Origin of the sequence: Spongorhabdus nitratireducens, assembly GCA_947387575.1 — a bacterium.
Taxonomy (GTDB): domain Bacteria; phylum Pseudomonadota; class Gammaproteobacteria; order Pseudomonadales; family Endozoicomonadaceae; genus CANDOC01.
The window spans coordinates 887,045-910,291 of the sequence record CANDOC010000001.1 but is presented as its reverse complement, the minus strand read 5'-3'; the positions used below and the strand labels follow the sequence as shown (position 1 = coordinate 910,291).

26 protein-coding genes are annotated in these 23,247 nt (G+C 44.8%); 6 read left to right on the top strand and 20 right to left on the bottom strand.

The window, feature by feature from the left end:
- Positions 1-59 precede the first annotated feature (59 nt).
- Positions 60-512, bottom strand: a complete 453-nt coding sequence (locus ACYZZ0_RS04290) for a helix-turn-helix domain-containing protein (protein ID WP_461535344.1) — start codon at positions 510-512, stop codon at positions 60-62.
- Between the two features lie 80 nt (positions 513-592).
- On the opposite strand from ACYZZ0_RS04290, the gene ACYZZ0_RS04285 reads away from it, so the two are divergent.
- Together ACYZZ0_RS04285 and ACYZZ0_RS04280 are read left to right on the top strand one after the other, a co-directional pair.
- On the top strand, positions 593-1,084 hold the full coding sequence (locus ACYZZ0_RS04285) for a DUF2938 domain-containing protein (RefSeq protein ID WP_461535343.1): 492 nt from the start codon (positions 593-595) through the stop codon (positions 1,082-1,084).
- 68 nt (positions 1,085-1,152) lie between these two features.
- Positions 1,153-1,377 carry a DUF2798 domain-containing protein gene (locus tag ACYZZ0_RS04280; protein WP_461535342.1) on the top strand — a complete coding sequence of 75 codons (225 nt, stop codon included), beginning with the start codon at positions 1,153-1,155 and terminating at the stop codon, positions 1,375-1,377.
- 52 nt (positions 1,378-1,429) lie between these two features.
- Here ACYZZ0_RS04280 and ACYZZ0_RS04275 read toward each other — a convergent pair whose 3' ends face one another.
- From ACYZZ0_RS04275 to ACYZZ0_RS04260, 4 genes are all read right to left on the bottom strand, one after another.
- Positions 1,430-1,834, bottom strand: coding sequence for an energy transducer TonB (locus tag ACYZZ0_RS04275; RefSeq protein ID WP_461535341.1), 405 nt, complete (start codon positions 1,832-1,834; stop codon positions 1,430-1,432).
- A 36-nt stretch (positions 1,835-1,870) separates the two neighbouring features.
- Complete coding sequence (locus ACYZZ0_RS04270; RefSeq protein WP_461535340.1) at positions 1,871-2,323, bottom strand: NUDIX hydrolase; 453 nt, start codon at positions 2,321-2,323, stop codon at positions 1,871-1,873.
- Positions 2,324-2,378: 55 nt separating this feature from the next.
- Complete coding sequence (locus ACYZZ0_RS04265; RefSeq protein ID WP_461535339.1) at positions 2,379-2,663, bottom strand: MazG nucleotide pyrophosphohydrolase domain-containing protein; 285 nt, start codon at positions 2,661-2,663, stop codon at positions 2,379-2,381.
- 75 nt (positions 2,664-2,738) lie between these two features.
- Positions 2,739-3,098 carry a GFA family protein gene (locus tag ACYZZ0_RS04260; RefSeq protein WP_461535338.1) on the bottom strand — a complete coding sequence of 120 codons (360 nt, stop codon included), beginning with the start codon at positions 3,096-3,098 and terminating at the stop codon, positions 2,739-2,741.
- A 373-nt stretch (positions 3,099-3,471) separates the two neighbouring features.
- Here ACYZZ0_RS04260 and ACYZZ0_RS04255 point away from each other — a divergent pair, with 373 nt between their 5' ends.
- Positions 3,472-5,184 (top strand): hypothetical protein, encoded by a 1,713-nt coding sequence (locus tag ACYZZ0_RS04255; protein WP_461535337.1) that lies wholly within the window; start codon positions 3,472-3,474, stop codon positions 5,182-5,184.
- A 491-nt stretch (positions 5,185-5,675) separates the two neighbouring features.
- On the top strand, positions 5,676-6,428 hold the full coding sequence (locus tag ACYZZ0_RS04250) for a class I SAM-dependent methyltransferase (RefSeq protein WP_461535336.1): 753 nt from the start codon (positions 5,676-5,678) through the stop codon (positions 6,426-6,428).
- Positions 6,429-6,563: 135 nt separating this feature from the next.
- Here the strand turns inward: ACYZZ0_RS04250 and ACYZZ0_RS04245 are convergent, their stop codons facing one another.
- The 15 genes from ACYZZ0_RS04245 to ACYZZ0_RS04175 all read right to left on the bottom strand — a co-directional run bounded on the left by ACYZZ0_RS04245 (position 6,564) and on the right by ACYZZ0_RS04175 (position 19,249).
- Positions 6,564-6,671, bottom strand: coding sequence for an AAA family ATPase (locus ACYZZ0_RS04245; RefSeq protein WP_461535425.1), 108 nt, complete (start codon positions 6,669-6,671; stop codon positions 6,564-6,566).
- Positions 6,672-6,680: 9 nt separating this feature from the next.
- Positions 6,681-7,166, bottom strand: a complete 486-nt coding sequence (locus ACYZZ0_RS04240; RefSeq protein WP_461535335.1) for a tetratricopeptide repeat protein — start codon at positions 7,164-7,166, stop codon at positions 6,681-6,683.
- 193 nt (positions 7,167-7,359) lie between these two features.
- Positions 7,360-7,758 carry a TonB family protein gene (locus ACYZZ0_RS04235; protein ID WP_461535334.1) on the bottom strand — a complete coding sequence of 133 codons (399 nt, stop codon included), beginning with the start codon at positions 7,756-7,758 and terminating at the stop codon, positions 7,360-7,362.
- A gap of 242 nt (positions 7,759-8,000) precedes the next feature.
- Entirely contained in the window at positions 8,001-8,954 is a 954-nt protein-coding gene (locus tag ACYZZ0_RS04230) for a tetratricopeptide repeat protein (protein ID WP_461535333.1), read from the bottom strand.
- A gap of 272 nt (positions 8,955-9,226) precedes the next feature.
- Complete coding sequence (locus ACYZZ0_RS04225; protein WP_461535332.1) at positions 9,227-10,786, bottom strand: beta propeller repeat protein; 1,560 nt, start codon at positions 10,784-10,786, stop codon at positions 9,227-9,229.
- A 287-nt stretch (positions 10,787-11,073) separates the two neighbouring features.
- A complete protein-coding gene (locus ACYZZ0_RS04220; RefSeq protein ID WP_461535331.1) occupies positions 11,074-11,547 on the bottom strand; it encodes a GNAT family N-acetyltransferase in 474 nt (157 codons plus the stop codon).
- 114 nt (positions 11,548-11,661) lie between these two features.
- A complete protein-coding gene (locus ACYZZ0_RS04215) occupies positions 11,662-12,432 on the bottom strand; it encodes a hypothetical protein (RefSeq protein ID WP_461535330.1) in 771 nt (256 codons plus the stop codon).
- Positions 12,433-12,577: 145 nt separating this feature from the next.
- On the bottom strand, positions 12,578-13,129 hold the full coding sequence (locus tag ACYZZ0_RS04210; RefSeq protein WP_461535329.1) for a hypothetical protein: 552 nt from the start codon (positions 13,127-13,129) through the stop codon (positions 12,578-12,580).
- Positions 13,130-13,186: 57 nt separating this feature from the next.
- Positions 13,187-14,062, bottom strand: a complete 876-nt coding sequence (locus ACYZZ0_RS04205) for a DUF1444 family protein (RefSeq protein ID WP_461535328.1) — start codon at positions 14,060-14,062, stop codon at positions 13,187-13,189.
- 64 nt (positions 14,063-14,126) lie between these two features.
- Positions 14,127-14,879, bottom strand: coding sequence for a hypothetical protein (locus tag ACYZZ0_RS04200; protein ID WP_461535327.1), 753 nt, complete (start codon positions 14,877-14,879; stop codon positions 14,127-14,129).
- A 271-nt stretch (positions 14,880-15,150) separates the two neighbouring features.
- Positions 15,151-16,320 (bottom strand): hypothetical protein, encoded by a 1,170-nt coding sequence (locus tag ACYZZ0_RS04195; RefSeq protein ID WP_461535326.1) that lies wholly within the window; start codon positions 16,318-16,320, stop codon positions 15,151-15,153.
- Positions 16,321-16,553: 233 nt separating this feature from the next.
- A complete protein-coding gene (locus ACYZZ0_RS04190; protein WP_461535325.1) occupies positions 16,554-17,030 on the bottom strand; it encodes a hypothetical protein in 477 nt (158 codons plus the stop codon).
- Between the two features lie 91 nt (positions 17,031-17,121).
- Complete coding sequence (locus tag ACYZZ0_RS04185; protein ID WP_461535324.1) at positions 17,122-17,262, bottom strand: hypothetical protein; 141 nt, start codon at positions 17,260-17,262, stop codon at positions 17,122-17,124.
- A gap of 14 nt (positions 17,263-17,276) precedes the next feature.
- Positions 17,277-17,840 (bottom strand): LOG family protein, encoded by a 564-nt coding sequence (locus ACYZZ0_RS04180; RefSeq protein ID WP_461535323.1) that lies wholly within the window; start codon positions 17,838-17,840, stop codon positions 17,277-17,279.
- Positions 17,841-18,136: 296 nt separating this feature from the next.
- Complete coding sequence (locus tag ACYZZ0_RS04175) at positions 18,137-19,249, bottom strand: hypothetical protein (RefSeq protein ID WP_461535322.1); 1,113 nt, start codon at positions 19,247-19,249, stop codon at positions 18,137-18,139.
- 250 nt (positions 19,250-19,499) lie between these two features.
- Here ACYZZ0_RS04175 and ACYZZ0_RS04170 point away from each other — a divergent pair, with 250 nt between their 5' ends.
- Together ACYZZ0_RS04170 and ACYZZ0_RS04165 are read left to right on the top strand one after the other, a co-directional pair.
- On the top strand, positions 19,500-21,569 hold the full coding sequence (locus ACYZZ0_RS04170) for a protein kinase domain-containing protein (RefSeq protein WP_461535321.1): 2,070 nt from the start codon (positions 19,500-19,502) through the stop codon (positions 21,567-21,569).
- 138 nt (positions 21,570-21,707) lie between these two features.
- Positions 21,708-22,937 (top strand): hypothetical protein, encoded by a 1,230-nt coding sequence (locus ACYZZ0_RS04165; protein WP_461535320.1) that lies wholly within the window; start codon positions 21,708-21,710, stop codon positions 22,935-22,937.
- The last annotated feature ends 310 nt before the right edge of the window (positions 22,938-23,247 follow it).

Genomic DNA, 23,247 nt, shown 5'->3' with positions numbered 1-23,247 from the left:
CAGCTGGATTCAGGTGATATCAAAAAAGCTGTGCAAGCGGATAAAGGCTTGCGGTTGCTTTATTTATTCGAGTTTTTGCCTGTTTTCAGATGACTGGACTTCAGGTTACGCGTGTTCTTTTCACCAATAGCCCCGGCAGCCGCAAGATTTAAAAGACGGCGGAACTTCGGACATTCCATATGACTGGGAGCGCTACAGACCGCGGCATGGCGCAGGCCATCACGCATCGCGGTCAACTTCCTGATAGTGGTGTCGAGCTCATCAGCTTTACTGCTCAGCATTTGCCGATCAATGTGAAGATCTCCCCCGGAACCCAGCATCACCTGAATTTCATCCAGGCTGAAGCCTGCGGTACGACCCAGGGCAATCAAGGCCAGTTGTTCCAGAACTACTGGACTGAATACCCGGTGTAATCCCCGTCGTCCGGTGGAGCGAATCAGCCCTTTTTCTTCATAGTATCGCAGGGTCGAAGCGGGCAGGCCCGAGCGACGAACCACTTCAGATATATCCATGAATTTCCCCTTGACCTCAAGTCGACTTGAAGTTGTACGCTATCAATACAAGCTCTGGAAAACAAATAAAGGGGGAGCGTATGAATTTGATTATTGCTGTGCTGTTGACAGGTATTGGTGCCACGGTCGTAATGGATATCTGGTGCCTGCTGCGGCAATACTTACTGGGGCAGGCCTTTCCAAACTATGGCATGGTCGGGCGCTGGATCGGCCATATTCCACGTGGCCGTTTCATTCATCAGACGATTGGAAAAAGTGCTGAGATTCCGGCAGAGCATCTGATTGGGTGGGCCGCTCATTATCTTATTGGCATCAGCTTTGCCGCGTTACTTATCTTTATTGCAGGTAGTGAATGGCTTCACCATCCAACCCTTATAACTGCGCTGCTGGTAGGAATTGGAACAGTACTGGCACCGTTTCTGATTATGCAGCCGGGAATGGGCGCGGGTATTGCTGCCAGTAAAACCCCGAATCCTGCTGCAGCCCGATTACAAAGCATCATCACTCATGGTGTGTTCGGGTTGGGGCTCTATTTTTCGGGATGGGGCTGTAAGTGGCTGTTGCAGCTTTAAATAGCTGCTTTAAATACAGTCAATCTTCAGCTTTGCGGGAATAATTGAATAACAACAGGGAGAATACCATGCGTATACCATCACGTTTTGCCAATCTGCTGTTTAGTGGACTGCTGTCAGCCATTATGGTTGCTATTGTTTCTGCTTTTGTACTGTTCACTTCCCAGGGACTGCAACCGGACTTTCTGATGTTGTGGCTGAAAAGTTGCCTGACAACCTGGCCAGTAGCATTTCCTGCGGTCTTTGTTGTGGCGCCTTTTGTGAGAAAGATTGTTGCCCGGGTAACGGAATAAAATAGTATCCAGGGCGTTCCGGATATGAACGCCCGTGATCAGGCCTTGAATATTATTCGAGCACCCACTCATAGTCTTGCTGCATGGTCACCGGTTTTGCTACAGGCTGGAATTCCCAGCAGCTTACTGAACGAGCAAGTGACTTGCCAAAGGCCGGGGATGAACTTGATAGTACCTTAATATTGTCAGTTCGACCGGTAGTTGTTATCTCGTACTGTACTTTTGACTTGCCTTCGATACCTTTGATGATGGCCTGTGCCGGATAGACGGGAAAGGTAATCCGTTTTGGAAATACCTCCACTGTGGTATCGGATGCTGAAGTCCAAGTAATAGCCTCTTCAGTATTGTAAGTCTTGTAAGATTGCTTATAGCAATAGCCAGGTTTTAAACCAGAACCTGTATTAACACAACCGGCCAGCAGGCCGGAAATAGCGAGAAGAATTACTGCTTGTTTCATCGCGGATTCTTGTTGTTGATTGATTGAAGGCTGATGTTAAGGCAGCTTGATCTGCATGAAATCCGAAGGCGCTTTATCGACAAAGTAATGCCATATATGCCGGTAATATTTCTCCTGATTAGGAAATGGTACCAGTTCTAGCGCCTGTTGCAGTGTGCACCAGCGGTACTCAGTATGTTCCGGATTGAGGGACACTGCCTGATCCGGTTCACACCATACGACAAACGACGGAATAATCATAAACCGGTCTTTTTCAGGCTCATAAAACTGCTCGGAGTATTCTGCATTATACAGTTGAGTGACCTTGATGCCGGTCTCTTCTGCGAATTCGCGGATAATAGCCTGCCAGCCGGTCTCATCACCTTCAATCTTGCCGGCGACATGACACCAGAAGCCTTCTTTGGCACGTTTCATCAACAGAATTTTCAGTTCGCCATCAATTTCAGAAAGAGCGACACCGGAAACTACAGAGGTGTTTACCTGAATCATATTATTGTCATTATCAGTGTATGCAGTGAACAGAAGTGGAGCAGGTTTGAGTGAGCTAACGGTTATATTTTGTCTTGTTTAACTGCTCTTTCAGCTGGTGGGTCAGTTCCAGATCCACGCCGTGGATATTGGCCAGGGCGCAGACGTAATAAAGAATATCATACAGTTCCTCTGCCACCGAACCTTTCAGGTCTTCCATGCCGGGTTGGCCGGATTTATTGTGGCGCAGAGCCTGTGCCAGCTCGCCGGTTTCTTCAACCAGTTTCAGAAAATATCCCTGTGCCTGCTCAGGCGTAAAATCATGTTGTCTGATATGGTCTTGTAGTGCTTTCAGATCCATTGATTATTCTGCTCTGTTTAACCGGTACAACCCGCGTAGTGATGATTTTGCATCTGGCTTCAATTAAGAAAGGGTTTAGTCCAGATATTGCCAGGTATCGGCACCGTCAAATACCCTGATACGGATCTGTTTTAATGCCAGGGCAGGGAACATTCGATAGTTGACAGCTACCCGTGAATCAGGTCCCGGAGCTGTTGACGTGTAATGAGTCATACAGCCGCACTGATTGCAGCGGTTAAACTCGATCATTTTGTCGCCATGGCAATAGGATGACATACCCTGTTCGCCGATGGTGACATCAACTTCCGAATCGGTAAAGAAACCCCAAATCGACCCATAACGGGAACAGATTGAACAGGTGCAGCTAGTGCCGGTTTCTGTCAGATGAGGGATTTTGAGCTGGATATTGCCACAGTGGCACTGGCCCTTGGTCATTAGCAGCGCTCCTTTTGTGAGGTTGAAAAAACATACTTTCAATAGGAAAATTATTAGTACTGTATATTAATACAGTATGTCGGTGTTTTACCAGATCAAGTACATAGTTGGGTCAGCCATATCGCGAACAGGCATGGCTTTGGCTGAACCCATGCCATAGCTGCAATTCCAGCTTCAACTCAATAGGCCAGCCGGTAACCATTACCTTTGATCAAGGAGGGTGGGGGGATTTATTTCTTTCTATCCTGATTTTTTTGTTGTTATTACTATTATTGGTAGTTATAGCAAATATATCTGGAACTGCCCCTCAGGAGAAAGCTCAAACTATCAGTGTTAGAAATGTTAAAAAATAGTAGAGCAAGGAATTATTCTGATGAGGTTAACCCGATTAGCAGCCCAGATGTCATCGACGGTGGGTGATGTTCCATGTATCAAAGGTTTTAGAAACACCCTCCTGATAGCAGGCCTGTTAACTCTGGCAGCTGTTCAGCCGCTACAGGCTGAAATTGGTCGCATCATTGAGTATCAGTTTGATTTTTCGACGCCTGTCGGGGAAGAAGACTCTTACAAACATTATTCTGTAGCGAACCCGACACCTGTTCCTTTTCTGGGAGCGTTAATTTCATCTGCTGTAGATGATCATATGCCTCCTGTGAAAGGCTTCGAAGGCCGGGTTATTTATGATGGCATGATGCTCGATCTGGATCTTGAAGTTGCAGAAGATGGGACCTATGAAATCCTGATTTTTGCCCAAGATAACGAGGACTGTTCCTATCATAAAGGCTTTATACCGTCGGTGCCTGTTATTGCTGCCGAAGGTATTATCAGAACCCGTATTGACCTGGGGCAGCACACTTATCCGATGGCTGGCTGTAACTGGATGTTCAGGCTCCAATTGATAAAAGTGCCGGCAACCCCCGATGCATATACTTCCAGTCTGGCCGATATGCAGGTACTGGTTTATGACAATATTCCGGATCGGGTCAGAGGGGCGGCAATAATCGATATTTCTGTTCCCGCTGAATTTAATCAGCAGGCCCCGCTTTGCAAGGGACACTATCTTTCAAAGCTGTATGTTGCGGCACATACGTCAAGAATTGAAACCGGAATTTTTCCAACCACTCAGAGTGAGGATCCTGTCAGAAATTACAGACTGGTACTGGTAAAAGGCCGGGGTCTCGATATCCATCTTCCACTCCATGCCATACGTCTGCCTGATACTGAAATTGACGGGCTTGTTACCAGAATTGGTATCGAACCGGAAATTCAACAGCATCTGTTTCATGGAGAACCTACCCGGTTCTGGAAAACTCTGGAGCAAGATCTGGTTCCGGAAAGACAGTTATTGGAGAGAGACTGGTTGCAGGAGGGAGACACAGTCATATGGGGCAGCGCTACACTTTCTGTGCCGTTTATTGAGCGATGGGTGGACGAGTCGGGTCTGATTACATGTGGCCTGCTCTCGATACAACGTGGCTTTAGCACGCTTGAGCGGCCAGAGGTCAGTTATCTTAAGGACTTCAAGATGATGGCCTCCGGGTGGGATGAAGATGTCTGCCTCTGCCTGGCCAAAGACAGCAAGGATGGCTTCAATAAAATGCGCTGGAGGGAAGACCGAAAGGATTACGAAGTACTTAACCCCGGGGGTCACCTGACCGAGGTATTCAAACTGAGGAGCCCGAAATATCGCACTCAGCACGAAATCAGGGTTTGTCATTTACCGAATTCTGAAATCAAACACCTGATGCTGGTGGATGTGTGCGAGGCATTTACCCCTGCAAAGCTGGCTGCGCAATGGCCGCAAATACAGCAGGATTATGCGTCAGAGGGCACCCTGATAGTCATTATCTCTGAAACTCCGCAACAGGTGCGGCAGGCACTGGCCAGGGCAGGCTGTAACTATCATTTGATAATGCGGCGGCAGGATTATTTCAAGGCGTTTAATGAAGCAAGGCTGAGCGAACTCTCATGTCGTAATCTGGTTTATTTCAACGAAAAAACTCGAACCCTGAGAGGGTATGATGCATTCCAGTTATTGAAACATAACGAATACCAACTGGATTTCAGCGACGCAGGCATTCATTAAATGCCTGCAGGACTGGCTGTTGGCTCTATTTCAATGACAGTGAGTGAGGTGGATAGTTGCTGCTGACACTTTCAATTTCGGCCAGATATCCACTAACAGTTCCAGTGCTTCCAGCAGCTTGAGGGCTGTTTCCTGCTCCATTACTACTTCTACAACATGGCAGCATCATAAGTCGATTGTGTCAACAACAGGCGGTAAAGTTTTGAATGTGCTGATAAACTATGTGGCAGTCTTGTTGCTGCAAAGTGCCCTCATTGCCGGAAGGAAAATGGCATATCATTGAAGGAGCCAAATAAGTCGGCAGCGACTCTGTCAAAGAGTTTTTATGATTCATTTGATTCTGATTTAGATGTTTTTTAGCCTATAAAATGCTAATGGGATTAAATTTATAGATGATCTGATCTATGGTAGTAAAGTTTTTGTTTTTTGATTTCGGAAGTGTCAGCAGTCAATTGAGTTGAGCATTAAAGACATTAAGTAGCATCAGTTTTATGAATACACTCAATGATCAGTATGATTCTATCGCCAGGCTTTATCGAGAGTCCAAAAATCTGGGTTTCAGAGAGTGTATTGAAACATATACATTGTTCTCAGTTTTAGGCGATGTTTGTGATGAAACCGTTTATGATCTTGCATGTGGCGATGGGTTTTACACTCGTAAAATCAGGCAGGCTGGTGCCATATCTGTTACAGGTATTGATATTTCATCCGAAATGATCAATCTGGCACAAGAAAATGAACGCACATACCCACTGGGATGTAACTATATACGTCAGGATGTTGCTGAAATTCAGTGTTCAAAGAAAGCCAGTTTGGTAATAGCAATCTACCTCTTGAATTACGCTCAGAATAAAGATGAGCTTCTCAAACTTGTGAAAGTGGCGTTTAGTCTATTACAGCCTGGTGGCAGATTTATTGGCTACAATGAAAATGCCAAATATCTTCCAAAAATGGTGCCGTCATATAAAAAATATGGATTTGAAAAAGTATATTCATCTGAAATAAAGGAGGGCGATAAAATTCTCTATAAATGGATTAATGAAGATGGATCGTGTTTTGATTTTCAATGCTATTTTTATAAGTCCGAAACTTATGCGTGGGCATTCAGTGAGGCTGGATTTGAAGAATTCCGATGGGTTGGACCTTTTTTAAATCCGGATGAGAAAGATAACAATTTTTGGGATACATATATGTCATCCCCTCCAAGTCTTGCTTTCAGTGCGTTAAAGCCAAAGAGAAAATGAAATGCATCTATAATATTTATTTCTCACCTGCTTTCATTAGCTAGCCTTATCTTCAAAGCGATAAACAGGGCCTCACCAAGGGCAGCAAGGGGTAAAGCCGGAATTCGTGATCATCTGCGCCGTTGGTGGTGATATTTATTTGGTAAACCGGATTGCCTGTTCAATGGTATCAATGCTCAAATACACCGCACCGGTTTCCCGGGCAAGAGCCCGGGCCAATGTTGATTTTCCTGAGCCGGGCAGGCCTCCTGATTATTGCAGTGACAATGAGCGCGGCAAGTAGTTGTTATCAGTGCTTTCTATTTCTGCCAGATAACCGCTGACAGGATCCTTCCAGTTAGGGTTTATTTTGATGACCTGTTCAAAATTGATTCTGGCCTGACTCATCTCGTCTCGGGTAAAGTAAGCCAGTCCCAGGTACCAGTATATCTGGACATCATTGGGGTACTCTTGCTGGAAAGCTTCGCAGTAGGTGATAAGTTCTTCGACCTGTCCCCGTGCATACAGATCTTCGGCACGGACGGGGTCAAACTCGGGGCTATGCTCCTGAGTCTCCTGAAGACTGGCTGTCTTAGCAATGTCTTGCTGTTTTTTGCTTCTCAGGTCAACCCAGATGCTCACAACGCCCATAGCCAGAATACCGGCCAGAATAAACCCCAGCAGGTATGCCAAGTTTTGCATATTACTATTTAACAGTTCCAGTGCTTCCAGCAGCTTGAGGGCTGTTTCCTGCTCCATTACTACTTCTCCAACATGGCAGCATCATGAGTCGATTGTGTCGACAACAGGCGGGAACTCTAGCAGGATTTGGTATTGCCTGTCTTGAATTATATTGTCGGATTACAGTCAGGAATGATTCCGGGATATCGATGGCAGGGGCCATCAGTCTGCGTCCCTGTAAGTGCTGGCAGACAGGGCAACAGGTGGTTATTCAGCGTGCAAACCACTCATAACTTTGCTGCAGGCTTCGGGCTTCTTTTATGGGCTCGAAGCTCCAGCAGGCTGCAGCTCTTTCCAGACTCTTGCCGAACTTTGAATGGGTTTTTGCAACAACCTTGATATTGGCTGTGGTGCCATCTTCCAACACATCATATTGAACCGTTGCTTTGCCGGAGATCCCTTTGATCAGTAATGCCCGGGGATAATCCGGTGAATACAGCCGTTTAGGCAGGGGAAACTTATCAGCATCAGGGTAGGATAGTACCCGGGCATAGTCGCTGACGGTAAGTGGCTGCAGTTTCTGGCAGTGGTTGGTATCCGGTTGTGAAGGTGTAGTAGTACAGCCGACTAGCATCAGACCAAGAGACAGAGCGGTAAGATTTTTTATCATTTTGGTTTTACTTATTAGTTGAGTGCAATTTTTCTTATGGACAGGAATTTTACTTAACCAGTTACCAGCTTAAGCAACGGTCGTAGAGACCTGATTATTATCAAGTCTTGCTTTCATTAAGGCTAAGTGGAATTCCCTCAGGTATATGGGGCTTACTTTCAATATTTCCGGTTTACTCGCTTCTATTTATTGTTAGTAGAAGTGATGGCACCGCTTTGGCCTGGAACTCTTGTAAATATTTCTTATTTGAATGTTATATCTTTGCGCCATTCGTTATTGGATAAAGATAGTCCACTCAAAATTTGATCTTTGGTTATTTGTGCATTTACATATTGACTACGCTTCAGGCCTTTTTTTGCAATATTGATTAAGTCATCCAGATTCTCAACCCCTTTTTTCTTCGCTGCCAGAAAATACGCATATGCCATTGCTTTGTTTTCAGGCACACCTTGACCATTAAGAAAATGCAGCCCTAATATTGATAATGATCGGGCATTGCCTTGAATTGCAGCCATTGATGCCCATGCAAAGGATCGATTGTGGTCTTTTTTAATTGTTCCACTGCCTCGATAATAGATAATGCTCAGATTTTCCTGAGCTGTATCATCTCCAGAAAGAGCGCTTGACTGGTAATACCTTACAGACCTTTCAATATCCTGAGGCACAATGTTACCTTCATAATACAAGTCACCTAAAATAGAAGCCGATCTGATGTTTCCGTTTTCTGCAGCTTTTTTAAACCATTTTATAGCCAGTTCAGGGTTTTTATTCGTTCCGTGCCCTTCCAGATAAGTAACTCCAAGTAAAAGTTGAGCTTCAGCATTTTCTTGCCGGGCTGCTGCCTCTGCCCAGTATCTGGATTTTTTATAATTAACGGATACGTTTTCTCCAATTAAATAAAGTCTGGATAGCTCATATTGGGCATCATTGTCACCTGTTTCTGCTTCGATGGTACATACTCGCTCTGCTTGGGCATATTCTTTTTTTTGGATCAGGCCTATGCATGTATCCAATGCTGTTGCAAAAGTACTTACTGGAAGAAATAGTAATAATGCAGAAATTCTCTTCATGTTATTGTTTTTATTATTTTGGTTGTATAAATGGGGGAGTGAGAATGATAAATTATAAGGTTTAATCTTGTGCTCGATGCTCTTTAACTTAAATATCAATCTATTCTTTTTTACTGTTATCCTCATATATAAATTTTCAACTTTGTTCAGGGTTTATTTCAGATTTTTTTTCATGTTATGACTTACAGACAATAATCTGCATCTGGTTGTATGTGCGTGGTGGTACAGCCGGCCAGTATCAGAGCCAGAGGCAGGGCGATTAGTGTTTTGGTCATTCATTATTGTTATCTCTTTTGCAGTGTAGCGAGGTGTTTTAATACAAAGGAATGGCTTGTGACCAGGCGATAGATTTCCGAGGATTGATCTTTGGGTTGTAAGAAGATATACGCCAAATATGATTATTTCTTCAAAATTCTTGCTACTGTAAGGTCTACATTCCAGGTATTCCCGCTATCAAGCGAGTTATAAATAACCTCAAAAGCGTCTTGAGCTCGGAACACAGCAAATAATCCATTATTTTCTGTATACCACGTCCCGATATTCATGACAGGCATGCCAGATATCTTTTGCCATGTTTTACCCTTGTCAGAGGTGGAATAGATGCCTGTATCTCCGTCATGAGCACCGGACTCAATAATGTTATTCTTACTGAGAACGATCGGAGCTGTTGCTTTTATGGAGTATGGGGTATCTGTTTTGATCCAGGACTCGCCGCAGTTATATGTTATGTGAGTTTGGGCTGTAATCCCCCATAGTCCACCAATCGGAGAAGTTAGGATGCCCATTCCAGTATGATGTGATGACCCGGAAATCGATATGATACTTCTACTGAGAGGTGTTTTATTGGTTGTCCACTGGTTGCGGCTGTAATTAAAGCAAGCAATACTCTTCCGGCTTCCGGATGCATAAACAAAACCACCGGGATGTCGAAGTGTCCAAATTTGTGTATCACCATTCATAAAATCCCGTCCGAACAAGTCAGTCCTGACAGGCTCCCACTCTTTTGAGTGAATACTACTGGCGGTGTAAAGAGTAGCCTGTTCATTATGTTTTACTGAAACAAACCACTTGTTATGTTCACCTGAATGACTTATGAAAATAATGGCACCTTTTGGAAGACTGTTTTCGATAGAAGCGTATTCTCCTGTATTAGTGTCGATAGTGTAGATAAATCCAAGTTCATCGCCCACAATGACTTGATGAGAACCCATAATATCAATAGCTGAAATGGAAGCCTGTTTGGTAGACTGAAAAACCTTTTTCCATTTTCTATTCTGAAGCCTTTTTAAAACAACTCCAAGATTGGTTGAAGCTATAATCTCACCATTTTTTAACTCAAGAATATCGTTTATGCCAATAGGGTTATCAATTGCATGCTTATTAATGATTTCGTCTGCTTTGCTTCGGTTCCATTTGATTGTTTTTTTGTCTTTCAAAAAGTGATTGTAGTTTTCAAGATATATGTTGAAAAGTTCATGGTTGTCTGTATTAATTGTGCTTTTTCCGATGATATAGGTTTTGTAATCATATGAAGAAAATATGATTCTTCCAAGATCTGTCACCTGACCAGACTTTATTTCAAAAGTAAGGTTTTCGCTTTCTTTTTCTACCTTGATGTAATCTCTTAAAGGATAAACTTTTCTTAACATTGAAATCTGGTATTTACCCTCAGGTAAACCAACAGAATATAATCCACTTCGATTAGTGGTTCCTCTTAGTTCATTCGGTAAATTGTACATATCCCAGTCATCAAATTTTTTATCTTTTTGTACTCTTTTGATGACTAGGTTGCCGAGTTCATATTTTTCATCTGAATTAACCGATACCGAAGCAATCACCAAGCCGGTTGCTTCTTCGTTCCCATACTCACTTAGGTATGGGTAATATGACATTTGAGCACATCCAGCAAGTGTTGAGATGCATATAAACAAAAAAACAGTCTTTAATGTTGCAATCATTGTATTGTTACGTCGAAATTGATGAGAAATCCAGAATCCATAAGCAGGATCTACAGGGGTGTGTTTTGTTCAACATAATTATCGGCCTCGGCAAAGGTCAAACCGGTTTGATCCTTAGTAAGGCTCTGCTGCAGTGCAAGCTTGAAGAAAAGTTTGAACAGAAACTGTCAGTTTATGATCGGGCGAATTCGTAATTGAGTACCAGTCCTTTCAAGCATGAGAAGGCATCATGTTCTCAGAAATGCACCAGACCCTCATGATATATCCTGATGGGTAGGGCAAAGCGGTCATATCGTTTTCTTCATATTATGACTGACTGTCACAAATCCCATTGACTCATATAGCGCACGGGCGGACTGGTTGTGATTGAACACATGCAAACCAAGGCTCCGGGCTCCGAGTCCGGCAACAAATTCTTCAATATTCTTCAGGGCAGAGCGGGCATAGCCTTTACGCCTGAATGATTCATAAATTTCAATATCATAGATAAAGGCTGTCCGGAGGCTATGCTGGTCATCGATATGTACCCAGATATGCCCCACGTTTTCGTCACTGTTTTCAGTTCTGATATTGAACAGGTAATGGTTTTCGGTCTCAGCTCCTTGGGGTAGCAGAGCACTGTGAGCCTGGCGGGATTGCTCCAGAGCAGTACTTGCTTCCCAGCGACCAGATTCGATATTGGTTTGGGCGTAGGCAGGAATAGCGATTTGCAGATAATTTTCAAAGGCTGCGCTATCCATGGCAACGAGGACAGTTGTCATATATTGCTTCTCAATGTTTAATGTTCATCTTACTGAAATTTTCATTGCCGTCTTTAGATGATTAAGATCATTAGGTGTGCTGCTTATGAATAAAATCAAATAAACCGACACATTTTATTTTTCTGATGATAATTTACTGAGGAGTTGCTCTACTGGTTTTTCTATATAGAAGTTCTCGATTTCATGTGCTGTGGATTTCTTAATAATGACTATTTTTTTAGCATCTTTTATGGTGCTCAATATTCTTTTTGCTTCAGGATCATTGATGCTTCTCTTCAGGCTGTAAGTTGTCTGAGTTTTTGATTGAGCCGGAGCGATCAAATAGTATTCTGTCTCTCCGATAATAATTCGGATCTCTTTTTCTTTATGAATGCCTGGGAAAGATACCCACAATTCCAAAGTGCTATCATCAACCATTACTATTCTGATCGTATTTTTTTCAAAGAGGCGTTCAATGCTGTAGGTATCACCGATTTCTTTACTGTGGTATTCAATATATACCCATGGATATTTTTGAGTAATCTCTCTTACGCAGTACATGAATCTATACTGTTCAACATGTTGTGGGGGGAAATCAGGGTTTTTATATGCGTTTCTGGCAGCTTCAAAAATAAGATCATCTTCTACTTTGGTTGACTTTAAATATTCCAATGTTTCGATTATATGCTTTCCTTTGTCTCGGTATTCTGCGGCTTTGTAAAATATTTTTGCTAAGTTTTTACAATCCTGAATTACGTCAGCATTTATCGGTGTTGCAAATAAAGTGAAGGTCAATAGAGTTGGTATTATCTTTGTTTTCATGTTTATATGGTGTTTTTTGTTGTTATAAAGATCTTTCAAGCATGTTTTATAAGTTGTGAGATTTTTTGTATTAAAGCCCCCCATGTTGCTATGAAATCCTAAAAATACATTCGGGAGTAAAATAGCCCCTATAGTGTTTTCTCAGGAGATCACAGCAACCTTTACTGGCATAGCTGTAACCTCCTGAGGTGCTCAAATCTATTTTATTATCTGTTACACGTCACTACATTTATACATCGGTAATTTCATTCAACATGGCAATAACAGTGGGCTCAAAATCTGTCTGATCAGACTCGTCTACTCGAATCAGATAATGAAAGAAGGGGGTGCTGACTTCTTCCACGGTGTACCGCTCACTGATCTTCTCCAGAGCTTTCAACATGATATATCGTTTGGTCACAGGTTCTTCCTGTGATACATCGGTAATCAGCATGTAGTGTGCCGTTGGCAGGACGGTATAGCCCACTCCAGTGGGTACCCAGGAAGCGTAGATGGCCCGGGACGTCTGTGTTTCAAGGATGGTGGGTCTTACAACCAGTGGTGGCTCGGGGTATTTATCATCCAGCATGAAGCGCAGATCAGTAAATACATGGTTGAGATATGAATCAACTTCGAAATATTTGATCTTTTCCGTGGGGCTGAAAAATCTGCCTTCCTTGCTAGCCTCAAGAGTGAAGGTTTTACCGTATAAGGCCTTGGATTGTTTGATACTGTTCTGGGTAGCGGTCGCGCTGCAGCCTGCAAGCAGGGTCAATGACAGTAAGGCGATTATCTTTTTCATTCTGAATCTCTTTTTATGCTTTGAAACAGCTAGTAAAACGGACGTTATTTTGTGTTATCAGGGCAGCTCATGCCAGGTGTCATTCAGCCGGATAAAGGGGCGGGGCGAAATACTGTAACCAAGATCCTGATAGCTCTGCTCGGCAAACATCGATGCGATTGTGATACCTTGTTTGTCTTCAGAACCCACCACGATCAACATATTTCTTGCCGGTACGAAGGCCACAAAATCACCCTTAACCGGAAAGTTATCCTTGCTCCAGAGAAAATCAGACAACAGGGCAGAGGCCTCGTAGTTGTCATCAGCCTTGAGGAAATACAAACTGCCGGTTTCATGAGTATCCATTTTCATCACAGACAGCTCGATTTCCGAAAAGTAAGTATCCAGATTTTCTGCGGCTTTAAGTCTGACCATCTCGTCAGACAAGCCCAGTTCTTTGACATCCTGCGGGGTGGCAAATCGCATATTTTCCGGTGTGTCAAAGGCATAAAGTACGAGAACACTATCAGTCAGCTGATGCCAGTAAAAAGGAAGCTCTTCCTCGTCATACCCTCTGGCTTTCAGGTGTTCTCTTACGTTTACCAGATAAGATCTGGGCTTTAGTACAGGGAATATATTGTCGGCCTCACTTCGGCCAAAATCCTTTTCAGTAGCTTTCATTGAGGCGATCTGGGTAGCAGTCAAGGCATCCAGCGTTTTCTGCTTTGCGGTGTACTGGGCATAGGCATTTTCCAGATTCAGTGTCATTTCATAACCGTTGAGATCATCGGATTTGATATTTAACGGGGACTCAATGACAAACGCTGAATCAGGTATGGCCTGTTCTATCTTGTTGACGAAGGCCTGGGTGAATTCTGACTTTGAAAGTTCGGTGTTGGCGTGGGCATAAATCGAACCTAATAAAGCAACAACAAATAAGAAGGCTTTTTTCATTATTCTTCCAGAAATTATATTTGGATTTTATAGCGGAAGGAGAGGACGGTTATATATGCAGGGGTTATTGTTGATCTGCATGTCTGGCCCAGGGGTAGGCGTTGCCAGCGACTTCAGCAGGTTCAAGCTCGATAAAGTAATACTCGCTGCTTTTTTCGCTAACCCATTGCCGGGCAATCATTGCACGGTTCAGATCACTCTGATCACGGGCATTATCTATCCATTGGCTGATGATCTCCCCCATGTTATCTGATGAGGCTTCTATCAGGTAAGGTGCCCCATCAGAGATAATGGCCATTCGTTCGTATTGGTAATTATGGAACACCAGTGACGGGTTTTTCTTATCTGGATTATCGCCGGGAGCAACATCGGAATAGATGACCAGTGAGGTTCTCTGCTTCCATGGAAAAGGTTTTTCTATATCGACATCAGGAATCACCCGCTGCTCCATCTTGTCAATATACGTCCGAATTTCCTCTGCGGTAATAGGGGTGGCGGGAATATCATCAACAGTGGTTGTTTTTTGCTTGCAGGCTTCAAGTTTGTCCGTGTTTTCCATCATTAATGAAAAAATTTCAAACTGGTGAGCGTCCGGGTTATTGACGAACTGGTATCTCAGGTTCGCAGTCGATGCCTCAACCAGCACATCCGTCTGGCAGTCACACATCGCTTCATCTGAATACTTCATATCACACGCCATATTCATCCCCATGCGGAAAATCCGATCGGTGTAGGATTCGGATTTCTTTCCAGTAGATGGCGTACTAGAACAGGCGGTTAACAAGGAAACGACAGGAATTAACAGGACTTTTTTCATTATTTCTTCTTGTTTGAGAGTGATTTTTATAGCTGTAAACTATCAGGTGAATTCAGTCTGGACGCTTCAAGGTCCTCTGAAATGGGTGTACTGATTCTTGAAATAGAGGACAGTCTGGAAGGTTGGGTATTGAACAGTTGCAATGAAAATATGTAAAAAAGGGCTCGTCACTCATCATCTTTTTTGAGGAATGACGGCCCAGTTTAGCAGGCTGGTTTTGCTTGTTTTAAATGCAGTGTCAAGATAATCGGGTTTTATCGTTGCAGCCTTCTTAGTCCTCAATATCCATAACCACGATGCTGCGATTGTCTTTGGCGGCTGGCAGCAACCAGCCGGCTTTCAGGGCCGTATCGAGAGAGTCATCCATCTCTCCGCCTTCTGTCTTGTACGATAAAGATGCTACCTGAGTCTGACCGCTCAGGCCGTAACGTTCGGCCAGACCGAAAGCAACGCTACAGGACCCCGATTCATCAGTCATTCGCTGAGTTGTGATTGACTCGATCATTCTTACAGCACCCTCACAGCTCTCACTGTAGGTGTTAATGATCAGCTCTTCCGGGTGAATGCAAACACCGTCTGACAACAGATAGACCCTGACCGGCCCTGTTCGCTTATAAATCTGGCTCTGCGGCATGGTTTTATCACTTCTGCCATGAAGACAAAAGTACGGCTTATTACGGCGACTATGGCTAAAAACCAGGGTGGCATAATCAAGCGGTGAGTGATGCCCCTTTCGCAAAAATTGCACATATGAAAATACCTCACTACTGGCCTCGTTAAGCACCTCGGAAGCAATATGCCCGGCATCAGGGTATGCATTATGGAATATCATAAAAAAAGATAGATCGGCCTGTTTAATGCCTTCCATTACTCCCCCATACCACTTCAGCCTTTGATCAGCTTGCAATAGAGTCAGCAAGTCATCACCCAGGGAGATACTGATTCGGGGAACAATCAGAATGGTACAGTCGCCACTGACATCTATTTGGAATTCACTGTCCGGAAGAAATTCCAGGGCTGCGAAACATGCGCCACCGGCACTTTCACCGAAGTTACTGTTGTTAATCCAGGTTTGTGTCTCTGGTACCGCCTTGATCGCCGGTTTTTGTATCAGTTGTGAGGCTAACTGATCAGCAACCTGATCTCCTTTGGGGCCATTCCCATCAACGACAGCAATACGCGTGGATGTGAGTATCACTCGATCCTGATTTGTTGGCCTGTAATCACAATCTGGGCCCTTATCACAGGCTGCAACACCAGTACATTTGCATTCATCAATATGAAATGACCTTGCGACATTATCCCAGCCAAAAACCGCAGGCTTATCGGCACCCAGTACACAGGGAAGATCTGCTTCGCCATAAACAGCAAATGCAGATCCAGAGATCAATAAACCACACAACGCACATAATGAAACACAGCAACGGACTAATTTATTCATTTTTGATCCCGATTCTGTTTTTTGAATCAGGACTAAACGTAGACAATAAACAGGAAAATATTGAGAAAGAATGACTTTATTTTTAAGGCTGAAAGGTAGCGCTTTCTATTTTTTATTTGCTCGCATGGGAAATCCTATAGCCATCGATGATCTTAACTGAATAGCCAGTAAATGTAATGTCTGATCCTGTAAAACAGGAACTTTAATTTTTTTCAGAGGAACACTATTGAATATTAATATTGAGGCTTTATATAACTTTTATGAATTATCCCGACGATAAAGCTGAAGGGTATCGAAATAATTGAAGCAATTATCCCAAAGGGTAATGTAACGACCAACGTGAAAAGTATCAGGTTATTCCTCGATGTTGCTTCAGATAGGCTTTCCAGTGACTCATAACCAAGCGAGTGTATTGAAACAGTCAATAGTACACTTAAAAATGCAGCATAAATACCTGCCAGAACAAAGCTTGAGACTCTGTGGGAAGGAGATTGCTTGATCATTCTCATACTGAGTAAAAAGGTAATAACGGGCGTAATAATCACGCCCTTGATATATAGGCCCTTATCACTGTTCCAGAGACTGGCTGCATGAGGAAAGTCCAGAAAATCAAATATCAACGAAATAAATAAATGTGCTACCAACAGAGAGGTCAGCGCCAGCATAATTGCAGCTGAATATTCAGGGGCCGGGCAGGTGTTATTCTTCATTTTAGTCCCGTTATTCTTTCACTTATTGGGATTTCAGGTTTGCAGAGCTCCGTTGATCACCTCTCGCAAACTCGCTGTAAACCGGACTCTGTCAAAAACAAACAATGCTTTGTTCTATATACTGGCCGATCTCCGGTGCCCGTGGGTGGTCGAATACCGCAGGAAGTGATGTTGCCAGTGAACCCACTTCACACAGGGTATTACCATCGTCAAAGATAACGGTGCAGGTCATTTTCGCGCTGCCTGTTAGCTCCATTTGTGGCGGGGTGGCTGATATCTATGCAGGGCTGTGACCAGAGCTTCCGGTTGATCGGCCTGAATAATCATGTCGGCATAGCTGGAACCGAGGAAACCGGCATTCACCATTTGCGGGATCATGCCCTGTAGTAACGGGGTGTAATAGCCGTCGATATTATAGAAAGCACAGGGCTTGGCATGATGCCCCAGCTGGCCCCAGGTCCAGGCTTCAAAGATCTCTTCCAGTGTGCCGGGGCCACCGGGCAGGGCGACAAAAGCATCGGCCATAGCGGCCATTCGGGCTTTGCGGGCATGCATATCCGGGACGATACTGAGTTCGGTCAGGTGAGGGTGGGCGATTTCCTTGCTTTCCAGGTATTCAGGAATTACGCCATAAACCCGGCCACCTTTTTCCAGCACCGCGTCGGCGATTGTGCCCATCAGGCCGACCTTGCCACCACCATACACAACATCAATCTGTTGTTCGGCCAGATAGTGGCCAAGTTTCCGGGTCTGCTCGACATATCCGGCATCGTTACCGGCGCTGGAGCCACAATAGATTGCGATTTTCATTATTGTTTCCGGGATGATTGCTCAGGTGATTTTTTCTGGGATGGTTGATTGTCTGACAACTCTGTCTGACAACCCGACAGCCACTTTAGCACAGACACGCTACCGCCCCCGTCGGTATAGAAAGGACCGTGGCGTATTATTGTTATTGTGACGGCTTGTGTCGTTTAGTTTGCGGGCATGCTAGCACGGAATACTACTTCGTACTAATGTTCCGTTCTGAAGGGTGGTAAAGATGGGTGCAGCGGAATGGCAAAGAGATGTGGCAAAAAAGTACAGTCGGTATGCAGACTGGTCCGCTAATGCACAGGAGTGGATTGAATGAATACTTGCCTGATCCCGCCGCCGCGGGTTCGGAATGTTTTTGTAAACGCTGATGAGGTCTCTAGCTGTTGGGGTTCTACTGGGCCTCTGTTTAGAAGTCGCTGCCTTGCACACTGTTCATATTTATCAAGGTCAAACGATGATCGGGGCACTGCTACATATTGTAAACAGCGTGGCTCACCACCGGATGTGAACTGAGCATGTACAGAATTAAGATATGACTCTTCTGTGTCATAAGGTTCTTCTATGGGAAACCTGTGACGGTCATTTTGAAAAGTAAACCGGGTAGTTAGCTCAAGGTTCAGTTGATGCAGGCTGGGATTGACTGGGATCAGGGCATAAGCCCCATGATAATCCACGCTGTCATGTTGATGATTATATCCAGAGTCAGCCATCGGAGTATTGACCTGAACATATACAGGCAGGCCCCGGGAACCCCAGTGAATGCAGCCAATACCCGGAATCTTCGGGTTCTCAAACTTAAACCCGGATGTATGACTGTACCAGCCTGAGTCCAGCAGCGGGTCAATCAGAAAGTTTGCATTGTAAAGCTTTCCGAGTATTGCCTGCTGGTTGTTTTTATCGAAACTAAAGTGTCGGTTTCCTAGGTCATCATAGCTGGTGGCATAATATCTTAAATACACCGGAAGACATTCAGCGACACCAAAAGCCGTCAGGTGAAAATGACTCCACCGGATTTGAGCATGCTTCGGATCCAGCTGCCAGATATCACCCAGTGCATCCAGCTTTACAATGAAATAATACCGATACTCTCTTTTGATGATTGGCTGACTGTCAGCATAGAGATAGTGGCACCCTTTGGTCTGTGGTGCAGGATTATAATGACAGCTCATCTCCTCATCATCGGACAGGCGCCGTGCCACTTTATTCCAGCCCAGATTTAAAAGTGTGTTTTCATTAATATCAGAGCAATACGTTTTATAAGTGCCGTATTCCAGTATGCCGATCAGTACATCATCAAGATAAATTTCAAAATAAAGGTAGCCAGCAAAGGCAGAATGAGTGAGCAAAGACAATGCACCCAGCATCAGGGCAGGAAAAAAACGGAATATCCGGCTGAGTTTCATGGGGCACCCTTGTGGCTGGGGTCAACCGGTAAAAAAACAATGTGGTTACAGTAAAGTCCGGGATTCTCCAAGTGTCCACTGAACATTCATTAAATAAGAAATTCTATTTTGTTTTTCAGGTCTGTAGCCTTTGAATGAATATAAAATCAGTACTATTTATTTAAAGGTTATAATAGATACACGTTATTTTGTCTGATGAAGACTGTTGTACTGCCGGTGCAAGGGCGGATGTCTTTACAGGACGAAGCGAATGAAAAATAAACTGTCCATTAAATTTCCGGAGCAATTCTTTTGGCTCTGGCTTGCTGTTTTCGCCTGTCAGGTCGGAGCGGATGATTCTTCAGCTTCTGATACACCGGAGCCGAATATTGATCCCGGATTTTCTGTTGAGGCTGTTGACAGTAAACACCATGAAGTAAAGCCCTATATCAGTGGTGACAATACTGTTGTTTCTACTCAGCTGCCCCTGAAAATGCCCGGTATGCTGTTATCAAGCTGCACTCTCGGTATATTTTACCTGAGGCAAGAGACGGATACTTATGAGCGGCTTGCCTTTACCCGGTGCATGGAGCATGACTCCGCTATTGATCGTGACAGGCCACCGAAAGCCTGTGCAACATCTACCGCAGTCGTCAGTTCACAGGAGCCATTTCCCTGCGAGCCTGACGATGTTCTGGTAACAACAACGCCTGATCCCGGATTGTTGCCGCAAGTAATGAATAAAGGCTTTAGCAGAAAAGGGTCACCAGGGCAGGGAAGGCTGGATGACAATAATGTTGATAGTCGATCTTCCTCAAGTGCCGGCATCATGACCTCCATTGCAGCAACCGACCAGAATCCGGGTGAGCATGTCGCAGGCCTGGGGTTTGCCATTCACTCCTGCCGGTTTTCTGCCAATGAATCCAAGCCTGAAAATCAACCCGCAAATCAAACACGGCTACCTGCCCGCGAACCTTTGCAGGGTGTATTTGCCGGTCAACTAGCGAAAATAAAACAGCAGCCTGCCGTTGCAGGGCAGGAGCCGGATATTAAACTGGTGGATTTTCCTTACCCGCTTAATAGTGTCTGGCCGGAAGGAATGGTGAAAGTTATCAGGCCTGCGGCGGGCTTTAGGGAGCATAGGGTTTATCCGCTACCCACCAAAGAGGCCCTGGATCAACAGATTGGCAAGGGAGGAAACGGACAGGTCACTTATATCTATCATGGCCAGAGGGAGTATGCCTGCAAGAAAACACATTTCAGGCTGACGGAGATTGAGGCGTATGAAAACATGTCTGTAGAGAAAAATGCAGCAGACTATATCGCCTTGCTGAATGCTGTGCAGATGGCTGAAGAAGACCCGGACAGGCCCCGAAGATACTATTGCTACCACTATTCAGAAAGAGCGTCATTTGACCTGCAGACGATGCTCACCAGTCTCGGAAATGGCGCCTTGTCCAATATCCTGATGGAGTGCAAGGACTCACCGGCAGCACTACAGATTATTGTCGATAATGTAAAAAGTATTCTGCGGAGTATCCTGCAGGGGCTGGTCATTATTCACCAGGCGGGTCTGGTGCATAATGATGTCAAACCCTCCAATATCTTGTTATATCTGGATTGCCCTTACTGTCGCTGGGTAATGCCTGCAGGTGGCGCTATGCCCAGGCAGCAGGCGGTTAACTTTTTGTTGTGTACTGCTCATCAAACCGGTGGATTGAAATGCCGGGTAACAGATTTTGACTCTACTACTACACCCGATAAATTACGCCGGATACTGCTATCTCGAAATGCCAGCCCGATTGGCACCCCGGGCTACAGAGACTTGGGTATCTGCTTTCTGATGTTTACCAACGTAACCACATCTACAGCATTTGGAACCGAAGGGCAGCGGCTGATCGATGTGCTCGATAGCACCTATTTCACGGCAATCGACAGCTGGGGCTTTGGCTGTACAGTACTGAAAATATTCATATCTCACTCGGGGATATCGACTCAAAGAGCCTATGCGTGTCTGGGGTTGTTGGCAGATGCTCTTGTCAATGGTGGTAGTTTCGATTCGAAGCTGGCAAAACAGGTGGTCGAGGTGACCAGGCTTGGATTGCTGTGCCGGGTATATCCCAACTGGCCGCAGCTGGCCCGACTGGTGGCCCTGTGTTTTGTACCGGATCCGCGTTACCGGCCCACAGCCAACGAACTGCTAAAGGATGCATTTGACGAGTGTTCTGACGAACGCAGGGAATTTATTACAAACTGGTTGCAGATTTTGACGACAGGAGGCATCGATGTTGGCGGGACGGAACTGGAAGCAGATAGACTGTCAGGCTTTATGGGTAGTTAGTGCATCAGGCATCACATGAAATTGCATCTGCCCTGAATATACAGTCTACAATCAATCGATGCATGCTTGCCCGGATAGTAAAACTGCTGAAGTATACTGCCCGGATTATCTCTGATGACATAATAATGAGTAGTAAAAATGCTGCAGGTTATTGTCATTATACTGGCCAGTTTATTATCTTTTGGCGCACAGGCTGACTACCATTGCCCGGATTGTGACTCCCTCATGAAAGAGCTGGACAACGGCGAACTGTTCTGTGAACAGTGCGATTGTTTTCCGGATGCTATCGGTGCGTTTTTTGATAAATTAAAAAATGAACTGGGGGTTATTATCAATGCATTGCAGGATCAACCGGTCAACTGCAGCGCAATGCAGACTTATCTGAACAATCTTGAAGATTATCAGACGACAGGGCTATTGGGCAGACAACATCGGCAGAAGCTGCAGCTTTCATATTTAAGTGTGAATGGTCTTCGCCAGGCTGCCAGGACTGCATCTCCGATTCTGGTGCCAGTCACGGCTGATTCAAGATCTTTTCTGTCCATTGGAGAGATCGCCAGACTGCTACCTGCTTTGCTTGCCATAACCCCCGGACTTGAAATTACAGCCAACAGGATCAATGTGGCTGCCTGTCAGGCACATCTTCTGGCTGATAGCTACTATGATCGGGCGGAGGACAGGCCGAATGCTTTTCGGCTCAGGCATATCATTTATGCCAGCCTGATTGTCAATCTATTGAGTCAGAATGAAGGCTTCTGGAAAAAAGCATCTTCGGAGCAGCAGATTGCCTGCGAATGGTTGAAACGGTTTTTGATTCGGGAGTTGGGTCATGAAGCCGAAGAACCCTATGCCAGCTCAATCAAAGGCCGTTACTGTAAAGAAGTTGTCGCGTTTAACAACCTGATTCAGGAGACGCTGCCCTCAAGATTCAGTGTCGAGGAAACCGTTGACATCGTTCAGTATGCAAGGTCTATTCAGGATCAACCACTTTCGTTTCTGTACTTCCCCTATGGTACGTTACAGCAAGATTTTCTTGCTGTTTGCAAATGCAGCGCGGGTTATCGTGTTTACCTTTCAACCCCACAACTTATTCTGAGCGTATCAACCCAACATCAGTTGATCGAACTGTTTGATTGTCTGGGAGCTTTTTATGACAACTGTCTACAGCAACAAAACCATCAGCATACGCGGTATGACCTGTCGATATTGGGTCAGTACAGCTGCTTTTTGATCTGGTCAGGCGTTACGGCGTGGCAGGGTTTCCGGCTATGCCAGGGGGAGGAGTTGTCGATGGCAGATTTCCTGCTTAATGGCACCCTGAGCTTGATCTGGTCACAGGGTTTATCAGAACCTGTAGTTGAACAGTAAGGGTAAAATTATTTATCTCTTTCTCTAGGGGCTGTTGACAATTAGACATACGACCAGCCGCTCATGGTTTACGCCAGGTTAGGCGCGAACTGTGTGGTGTGGTAATTCCACATAAACAGTGAGCAACGTGGCATGGCGTAAACCATGAGCGGCCCTTCGGGTTCATCACACAAGCCCTCATGCCGCGTTGAACGACTTGAACATGGAACCACCATGCCCCGCATCGCTCGCCTTGCCTGAGGACTTGTGTGATGAACTGGTCGAATGTCTAATTGTCAACAGCCCCTAGTTGTGCTGTCCGCTGCTGCTG

What these genes read in the sequence shown, in the direction of transcription:
- ACYZZ0_RS04290 (WP_461535344.1), bottom strand. Translation starts at nt 512, where the DNA reads ATGGATATATCTGAAGTGGTTCGTCGCTCGGGCCTGCCCGCTTCGACC.
- ACYZZ0_RS04285 (WP_461535343.1), top strand. Translation starts at nt 593, where the DNA reads ATGAATTTGATTATTGCTGTGCTGTTGACAGGTATTGGTGCCACGGTC.
- ACYZZ0_RS04280 (WP_461535342.1), top strand. Translation starts at nt 1,153, where the DNA reads ATGCGTATACCATCACGTTTTGCCAATCTGCTGTTTAGTGGACTGCTG.
- ACYZZ0_RS04275 (WP_461535341.1), bottom strand. Translation starts at nt 1,834, where the DNA reads ATGAAACAAGCAGTAATTCTTCTCGCTATTTCCGGCCTGCTGGCCGGT.
- ACYZZ0_RS04270 (WP_461535340.1), bottom strand. Translation starts at nt 2,323, where the DNA reads ATGATTCAGGTAAACACCTCTGTAGTTTCCGGTGTCGCTCTTTCTGAA.
- ACYZZ0_RS04265 (WP_461535339.1), bottom strand. Translation starts at nt 2,663, where the DNA reads ATGGATCTGAAAGCACTACAAGACCATATCAGACAACATGATTTTACG.
- ACYZZ0_RS04260 (WP_461535338.1), bottom strand. Translation starts at nt 3,098, where the DNA reads ATGACCAAGGGCCAGTGCCACTGTGGCAATATCCAGCTCAAAATCCCT.
- ACYZZ0_RS04255 (WP_461535337.1), top strand. Translation starts at nt 3,472, where the DNA reads ATGAGGTTAACCCGATTAGCAGCCCAGATGTCATCGACGGTGGGTGAT.
- ACYZZ0_RS04250 (WP_461535336.1), top strand. Translation starts at nt 5,676, where the DNA reads ATGAATACACTCAATGATCAGTATGATTCTATCGCCAGGCTTTATCGA.
- ACYZZ0_RS04240 (WP_461535335.1), bottom strand. Translation starts at nt 7,166, where the DNA reads ATGGAGCAGGAAACAGCCCTCAAGCTGCTGGAAGCACTGGAACTGTTA.
- ACYZZ0_RS04235 (WP_461535334.1), bottom strand. Translation starts at nt 7,758, where the DNA reads ATGATAAAAAATCTTACCGCTCTGTCTCTTGGTCTGATGCTAGTCGGC.
- ACYZZ0_RS04230 (WP_461535333.1), bottom strand. Translation starts at nt 8,954, where the DNA reads ATGAGGATAACAGTAAAAAAGAATAGATTGATATTTAAGTTAAAGAGC.
- ACYZZ0_RS04225 (WP_461535332.1), bottom strand. Translation starts at nt 10,786, where the DNA reads ATGATTGCAACATTAAAGACTGTTTTTTTGTTTATATGCATCTCAACA.
- ACYZZ0_RS04220 (WP_461535331.1), bottom strand. Translation starts at nt 11,547, where the DNA reads ATGACAACTGTCCTCGTTGCCATGGATAGCGCAGCCTTTGAAAATTAT.
- ACYZZ0_RS04215 (WP_461535330.1), bottom strand. Translation starts at nt 12,432, where the DNA reads ATGGGGGGCTTTAATACAAAAAATCTCACAACTTATAAAACATGCTTG.
- ACYZZ0_RS04210 (WP_461535329.1), bottom strand. Translation starts at nt 13,129, where the DNA reads ATGAAAAAGATAATCGCCTTACTGTCATTGACCCTGCTTGCAGGCTGC.
- ACYZZ0_RS04205 (WP_461535328.1), bottom strand. Translation starts at nt 14,062, where the DNA reads ATGAAAAAAGCCTTCTTATTTGTTGTTGCTTTATTAGGTTCGATTTAT.
- ACYZZ0_RS04200 (WP_461535327.1), bottom strand. Translation starts at nt 14,879, where the DNA reads ATGAAAAAAGTCCTGTTAATTCCTGTCGTTTCCTTGTTAACCGCCTGT.
- ACYZZ0_RS04195 (WP_461535326.1), bottom strand. Translation starts at nt 16,320, where the DNA reads ATGAATAAATTAGTCCGTTGCTGTGTTTCATTATGTGCGTTGTGTGGT.
- ACYZZ0_RS04190 (WP_461535325.1), bottom strand. Translation starts at nt 17,030, where the DNA reads ATGAAGAATAACACCTGCCCGGCCCCTGAATATTCAGCTGCAATTATG.
- ACYZZ0_RS04185 (WP_461535324.1), bottom strand. Translation starts at nt 17,262, where the DNA reads ATGACCTGCACCGTTATCTTTGACGATGGTAATACCCTGTGTGAAGTG.
- ACYZZ0_RS04180 (WP_461535323.1), bottom strand. Translation starts at nt 17,840, where the DNA reads ATGAAAATCGCAATCTATTGTGGCTCCAGCGCCGGTAACGATGCCGGA.
- ACYZZ0_RS04175 (WP_461535322.1), bottom strand. Translation starts at nt 19,249, where the DNA reads ATGAAACTCAGCCGGATATTCCGTTTTTTTCCTGCCCTGATGCTGGGT.
- ACYZZ0_RS04170 (WP_461535321.1), top strand. Translation starts at nt 19,500, where the DNA reads ATGAAAAATAAACTGTCCATTAAATTTCCGGAGCAATTCTTTTGGCTC.
- ACYZZ0_RS04165 (WP_461535320.1), top strand. Translation starts at nt 21,708, where the DNA reads ATGCTGCAGGTTATTGTCATTATACTGGCCAGTTTATTATCTTTTGGC.